The sequence below is a fragment of the uncultured Dialister sp. genome (assembly GCF_900541605.1).
Taxonomy (GTDB): domain Bacteria; phylum Bacillota; class Negativicutes; order Veillonellales; family Dialisteraceae; genus Dialister.
On record NZ_UQKJ01000136.1, the window covers coordinates 1 to 4,711 of the forward strand.

At 50.1% G+C, this 4,711-nt stretch carries 4 protein-coding genes; 2 read left to right on the forward strand and 2 right to left on the reverse strand.

Going from position 1 to position 4,711, the window contains the following annotated elements:
• Positions 1-603 precede the first annotated feature (603 nt).
• Both QZR21_RS08090 and QZR21_RS08095 read left to right on the forward strand, forming a co-directional pair.
• Positions 604-1,422 (forward strand): hypothetical protein, encoded by an 819-nt coding sequence (locus QZR21_RS08090; RefSeq protein WP_296974809.1) that lies wholly within the window; start codon positions 604-606, stop codon positions 1,420-1,422.
• 82 nt (positions 1,423-1,504) lie between these two features.
• Entirely contained in the window at positions 1,505-2,323 is an 819-nt protein-coding gene (locus QZR21_RS08095; protein ID WP_296099176.1) for a hypothetical protein, read from the forward strand.
• A gap of 530 nt (positions 2,324-2,853) precedes the next feature.
• Here QZR21_RS08095 and QZR21_RS08100 read toward each other — a convergent pair.
• Both QZR21_RS08100 and QZR21_RS08105 read right to left on the reverse strand, forming a co-directional pair.
• Entirely contained in the window at positions 2,854-4,074 is a 1,221-nt protein-coding gene (locus tag QZR21_RS08100) for a class I SAM-dependent rRNA methyltransferase (RefSeq protein ID WP_296099662.1), read from the reverse strand.
• Positions 4,075-4,181: 107 nt separating this feature from the next.
• Positions 4,182-4,538 carry a DUF488 domain-containing protein gene (locus tag QZR21_RS08105; protein WP_296099660.1) on the reverse strand — a complete coding sequence of 119 codons (357 nt, stop codon included), beginning with the start codon at positions 4,536-4,538 and terminating at the stop codon, positions 4,182-4,184.
• Positions 4,539-4,711: the final 173 nt, after the last annotated feature.

The following is a 4,711-nucleotide window of genomic DNA, read 5'->3' on the forward strand; positions in this document are numbered from 1 at the left end:
GAGTTACTTGTATTCTGAGGGAAAAATTAATTTACACACAAATCTGGACTTGACTATTCTTGGCCGGATTATGACGCAGTATTGCATGAAAATACATGTATAATCGGATTCTGCGAATTAATCAGCGCTTCCCTGGCTTCTAGCTGTTAGCTGCTGTGAAAGCTGATCCGTCTGCGGCGCTTTCCACCCGACGTTTCCGCCAGTCATTCGTGCCGTAGGCTGTCGAGCTTTCCTGGCTGCCAGAAGCCAGAAGCTAGAAGCTCCGCACGAATGACTCTATCCGTAAGCTTCGCTCTAACAGCTCGACAAACCGCAATTGGCCATGGTGGTTAGCTTTGTATTTCTGGACCAGCGCCCGTGATACTTTTTTAGAGATTGAAAATTTTCTTAGTGGTGCTTATAGATAAATTCATTAAGATAAGCAGGGACTTGTTCAAATCATATTTCAAGAAATGGTGTATAATTAAAGATATGGTAGAAGAAACTGCAGAGGATGGGAAAATCTCTGTTGAGAAATTCCTGTTGGCTTCCATGGACAAGCTCTGCAGATAAAAAATCGTTGTTTATGGATTGCATTTCTGATTATCCAAAGGAGGAATGGATATGACCATAACTTATGTTCTTCAGGTTCTGCATGCAATGGAAGATGGGAAAATTCAGGATGCTACGTACATTAAAGATCTGGAAGGAGAACTCCACAAAGCGTTCCGCCGGGTAAGGAGAAGAGTGCTCCGTCTGCGCAGCCGTGCCCAGTATGAAATCGGTGAAATGGACCGGGCCAAGGTTTCTGCCACTTCCGGACACATGAAAGAGTTCACTAAGTACTGCTCCCTGATTCGCAACTTCAACATGGCGGACTGCGAAGGGCTTCCCGGTATTGAAAGCTTCCTCAAGGAAGGGTTCAAGGTGGACGATATGATTGACCGGGCCGATAAGATTGCCAGCCTGGAAACCGTGAGTGCTGCAGCTTATTCGCCGATGGCTCTGGGCTTTGGCATTCTCGATGGCTTTGCCATCCTGCCGAAGGTGAAGGTGGATAATAAAAAATTCCACAGCATGGATATGGCCTACATTCATACGCTCATCGAAGATCTGGAAAATTACCAGAAAGAAGTCAGGAAACTGACGGCAGCCCTCGATGAAATCGGTAAAAAAGCCAGGGAAGAAGCGGACTGCCTCAATGATCTCCACGACTATTTCGTCGATGGTATTGGCGACCTGAAGGCTATTCTGGAAGAAAAAGGGGAAGACTGGAACCGCTATTCCCAGTGCGAGAAAATGCAGATCGCCCGGGCTATCCAGGTGGCCCAGCTCATTACGATTCTCTTTCCCCATCTCCTGAACGACAAGGGAGAAGTGAGCGAAGAAAGCGAAAGAGCCATCGAAAAGGCAAAACGGGCCCTGTCTTTCCGGGATGCCTGAAACCTGTTGGCACACCTCAGGCGCGAACCTGTGATACAATAATAACGATAACAATTTCATCGTATAGAAGGGAGAGCGTGCTATGTCCATTTCATTTATTCTGCGGATGATTGCCGGCGCCGTGAGCGGAAATTCGGGATCCGCAAGGCCGGAAAACATCAATGGTGAAGTAGAACGGGCCAAAAGGCGGGCTACGAAACGGATTAACCGGGCCAAGGTCCGGGCCCAGGATGAACTGGGGGAACTGGACCGGGTGAGGATTACCCTTATGTCGGGGGATATGAAAAAGTTTACCAGTCTCTTTGCCCAGATGAAGAATGTAGATTTCCATGACTGCGATACATTGACCGGCCTCGACCATTTCAATAAGGAACGGAAGAACTGGCGGGAAATGGAAAAGCTGTCCGCCAAGGCCATGAGCGTGGTGACCCTGGCAGGGGCTGTAGATGCCGTAGGATTTGGCGCCGGTGTGCTGGACCAGTATGCCAAGGTGCCGGATATTAAAGGCCTCGATGCCAGTGCTGCTGATACCCATGATGTGAAAGCCCTGAAGGATATGAGTGAACGGCTGCAGGAATTCCAGAAGGAAGTCAAGCAGATGTGCATCCGCATGCAGGCTGTCCGCCATGAAGCGAGAAAGACAGAAGATGCCCTGCTGGATCTGTCCGATTACTTTGAAGATGGCATTGATGATATCCGCGCTATCATGAATGAAGAGGGGAATGACTGGACAAAGTATACCCCCGCCCAGAAGATTCTCATCGGCCGGACTGCCCAGATTGCCCGCCTTATCCGGGCTCTTTCGGAAGTCCGCTTCCTGAATGACGATGCTACCCTTCGTCCGGAAATCCAGGAATCCGTGGATGCGGCAGAAGAACTCCTCGATGAACTGGGAGCGTAATTGCATATGAGTGTGTAAGCTGTGGAATGGCAGGCCTGTTCCACAGCTCTTTTTATAGGGCAGAGCCAATTGCGGTTTGTCGAGCTGTTGGAGCAAAACTTACAGGTAGAGTCACTCGCACGGGGCTTCTAGCTTCTGGCAGCTAGCCGCTAGGAAAACTGTCCAGCCTGCGGCGCTTCCAACAGTTTCCATCAGCTAACCTCAGCCCCGTGGGCAGCTCCTTCCCAAGGAAGGAGCCTCGTTTTGAGTCAATTTCACGTTTTAGGAGTAGAGTCTTTAGGACTCCAATCGCGGCGGAGCCGCTGGTCGTTAGCCTCCTTCCTCGGGAAGGAGGTGGCGCCGTCAGGCGACGGAGGTTAGCTGTTGGAAGCGCCGCAGGCTGTAGAGTCTTCCTAGCAGCTAGAAGCTAACAGCCCCGCACGAATGACTCTATCCGTAAGCTTCGCTCTAACAGCTCGTCAAACCGCAATTGGCTGTAATAAATAAAAGAGCTTTGACAAGGGTATATCCCCTATCAAAGCTCTTTTTCATTACACAATCTGGAACAGGAAGAATTTCAGATAATAGGTTTCCGGCACCGTCATCAGGATCGGATGGTCCGGTGCCTGCTGCCGGAACTCGATCTGCCGGAGAGTCACCCCCGCATCCCGGGCCGCCTCTTTCACCATTTTCACAAACAGTTCCTCCCCCATGAAGTGGGAACAGGAACAGGTGGCCAGATAGCCCCCTCTCGGCAGAATCTTCATGGCACGGTAATTGATTTCCTTATATCCCCGGAACGCTTCATGCACCGTCTTTCCGGACTTTGTAAAAGCCGGTGGGTCCAGGATGATGTAATCGTAGTCATGGTTCTTCGTCTTGTCCAAATTTGTGAGGTATTCAAACACATCCGCCTGCACCGCACGGATAGGAAGATGGTTGATTTCTCCATTATGAGCGGCCATATCCACGGCTTCCCGGGAAATATCAAGAGCCGTCACGGAAGCGGCACCCCCTCCGGCAGCGTTCAGGGCAAAGGCCCCGGTATGGGTGAAACAATCCAGTACATGCCTGCCCTTTGCAATCTGAGCAGCAGCGAGACGGTTAAACTTCTGGTCCAGAAAAAAGCCGGTCTTCTGCCCGTTCTCCACATCCACCGTATAGCGGATCCCATTTTCTACGATATCCACCAGTGTCTTTTCCTGTTCAGGATTCAGAAGCCCGGAATGATAAAATCCTTTATACTGCTCCATGCCCTCCAGGTCCCTGATTTTGACATCATTCCGTTCATAAATACAGGAAACAGGAAGATTTCTTTCCCGCAGCACTTCAATCAGGCCATCAAGAAATACCTTCTTCCGCCTTTCCATCCCCAAAGACAGGACCTGCACGGACAATACATCGCCAAACCGATCCACCGTCATTCCCGGAAGCTGGTCTGCCTCACCAAATACCAGACGGCAGCAGTTATAATCCTCCGGCCGCATGACCTGGAGCCTGTAATCCACGGCATAGGCAGCCCGCCGCTTCCAGAAGGCCTGATCAAAAACATCATTGGCATTGGTGGAGAAAATCCGGACCCTGATTTTGGAATGGGGGTTATAGAACCCGCTTCCGATAAATTTTCCTTTTGAAGAGAGAACACGGACAATATCTCCTGCTTCGATACCCTCATCGGCACTCTTAATCTCGGTACCATAAATCCAGGGATGCCCACCCCTGGCCGCCAGCTCTGCCCGTTTACTGATTGTCACTGTTTTTAAAGATTCCATAATTGTCTCCTGTAGTCAAAAAATCCCATGTTCCTGTTATTTTACCACAGGATCATGGGACAATGCAGGGATAAATGAAATGGGGAACAACGGATCAAACTTCAAAATTACCGCTGTGCCAGAAATTCTTTCAGTACCACGGCCTGGTTATGTTCCGTATCCTTTGCGCCAAAGAGGAGCGTCACCGGCCCCTCTGCCAGATGATCCCTGACCAGGCAGACAAAATGGTCCGTTTCCTCGTTGCCTGCCAATTCTTCCAGATACCTTTTCCGGAATTCCTCATATTTTTCCGGATCATGGCCAAACCACTTCCTGAGTTCCGGCGACGGAGCAATGGCCTTTTCCCAGACTCCCAGCTGTGCCTTTTCTTTTGAAATGCCACGGGGCCAGAGACGGTCCGTAAGAATCCGGAATCCATCCTCCGCCGAAGGAGCTTCGTAAACCCGTTTCAGTTTTACATCCATCCTAAGACTTCCTTTCTTATTTGTATTCTATCACAGGCTCTCCCATAAAATTGTGACCTCCGCAAAATCACCGGACAAATCAAAGAAGCTCTGCCAATTTCAGTTTGTCGAGCTGTTGGGGGCTGATGGTTGGGGATCGAGCCACTCGGATGAATGGGGCTAAGGGTTGTGGG

What these genes read in the sequence shown, in the direction of transcription:
- QZR21_RS08100 (WP_296099662.1), bottom strand. Translation starts at nt 4,074, where the DNA reads ATGGAATCTTTAAAAACAGTGACAATCAGTAAACGGGCAGAGCTGGCG.
- QZR21_RS08090 (WP_296974809.1), top strand. Translation starts at nt 604, where the DNA reads ATGACCATAACTTATGTTCTTCAGGTTCTGCATGCAATGGAAGATGGG.
- QZR21_RS08105 (WP_296099660.1), bottom strand. Translation starts at nt 4,538, where the DNA reads ATGGATGTAAAACTGAAACGGGTTTACGAAGCTCCTTCGGCGGAGGAT.
- QZR21_RS08095 (WP_296099176.1), top strand. Translation starts at nt 1,505, where the DNA reads ATGTCCATTTCATTTATTCTGCGGATGATTGCCGGCGCCGTGAGCGGA.